Raw genomic sequence first — 1,813 nt, 5'->3', positions numbered from 1 at the left:
TGATCACTGCAAGTGAAGTGAAGCGCAACTGCATGAGGGCGACCGAGTGTGGGGAGGAAGCGTCTAGCGAATCTGCGAGCCGATGAATAAAAACCGGATATAAGGCGTTGCCAAGCAGGGCGAGCGGGCCTCGAACCGCGAAGCTCTTGTGATCAAGGCGAAGCGGCGTAAATTCGGCGGTTATGCAGAGAAGGAGTAGGTTCTTACCTGGGGAGGTCTCGCCTTATGCCTGAAAGGGCGACGGTGCATGCACCGGAGCGAGAAGTCAGCAGAGGTCGTAGTAGCTGGAGGCTGGGCCGGGGAGGCCGAAATCGACAGCGAAGGACCGAACGAGAAGGAGTATTGACCTCGACATGGCGATGCAACTGGTACTGCCTCAGATGGCCGCTTGGGCGGAGCGCACGGATACAACCCACGGTGAAGCCGAAGGTCACTCCCTGCGTGAGGAAACGAGTCGCCCGCGCCCTGTAAGCGAGGATACGGGATCAGCGCTGCTGCAAGCGGCGCTGACGCGAGAGAACTTGAAGCGAGCGTTCAAACGGGTACGAGCCAACAAAGGGGCCGCAGGTGTGGATGGTCTGGATATTGACCAGACCTCCAAACAACTGGCCCTGACTTGGCCGGCCATCCGAGAACAATTGCTGACGGGAACGTACCGGCCAAGTCCGGTGCGTCGAGTGATGATTCCCAAGCCGGACGGCAGCCAGCGCGAGTTGGGCATTCCGACGGTGACGGATCGTCTGATTCAGCAAGCGCTGCTGCAAGTGTTACAGCCCTTGCTGGATCCGAGCTTTAGCGAGCACAGCTATGGCTTTCGTCCGGGGCGTCGTGCACAAGATGCGGTGTTAGCCGCTCGGGCGTACGTGCAATCGGGGCGAAGCACCGTGGTGGATGTGGACCTGGAGAAGTTCTTTGATCGGGTCAACCACGACATCTTGATCGACCGCCTTCAGAAACGCATCGCAGATGCCGGGGTGATCCGGCTGATCCGAGCTTATCTGAACAGCGGCATCATGGATGACGGTCTGGTCAGCCAACGTGAACAGGGCACGCCCCAAGGCGGGCCCCTGTCGCCGCTGCTGGCCAATGTGCTGCTGGATGAAGTCGATAAAGAACTGGAGCGTCGAGGCCATTGCTTTGTCCGATATGCCGATGACTGCAACGTGTACGTGCGCAGCCACCGAGCGGGACAACGCGTGATGGCCCTGATGAAACGGCTGTACCGGCGTCTACATCTGACACTGAACGACGGTAAAAGCGCAGTGGCCGATGTGTTCGCCGGGCGGAAATTCCTGGGCTTCAGCCTCTGGCCAACCCGTACCGGAGAGATCCGAATACGCGTGGCCGCCCAACCCATGGAGACGCTTAAACACCGCATACGACAGATCACCCGCCGAAACGGCGGCAGGTCTTTACTTAATGTGGTGCTCCAACTCAAGCAATATTTACAAGGATGGAAAGCGTATTTCAGCTTGGCCCAGACTCCATCGGTCATGTTTAAACTGGATCAATGGGTACGCCATCGGCTTCGTGCGATGCTACTGAAACAGTGGCGTCATGGACGGGCCGTGTACCGGGAGCTCGCTGCGCTCGGCGCCTCGCGCCAGATCGCACTGATCACCGCGGCACAGGTGCGGCATTGGTGGAAAACCAGTAACGGGCTCATCCATCAAGTCCTTACGATTGAGTTCTTTAATCGTCTGGGCCTGCCTCGGCTCGCATAAACCTCAACTTCTCGAACCGCCCGGTGCGGACCCGCATGCCGGGTGGTGTGGGAGGGGCGCAGCCTCAAGGCTGCCCCCTATCCCGATTT

Annotated in this window: 1 protein-coding gene; it reads left to right on the top strand. The window is 59.1% G+C overall.

Annotated features, from left to right (window positions below):
• Window positions 1–353: 353 nt before the first annotated feature.
• Entirely contained in the window at window positions 354–1,724 is a 1,371-nt protein-coding gene (gene ltrA / locus C7440_RS19680) for a group II intron reverse transcriptase/maturase (RefSeq protein WP_116519669.1), read from the top strand.
• Window positions 1,725–1,813 lie beyond the last annotated feature (89 nt).

Source organism: Pusillimonas noertemannii, from assembly GCF_003096595.1.
Classification (GTDB): Bacteria; Pseudomonadota; Gammaproteobacteria; order Burkholderiales; family Burkholderiaceae_B; genus Pusillimonas; species Pusillimonas noertemannii.
This window is presented reverse-complemented; position numbering and strand designations above follow the sequence as displayed.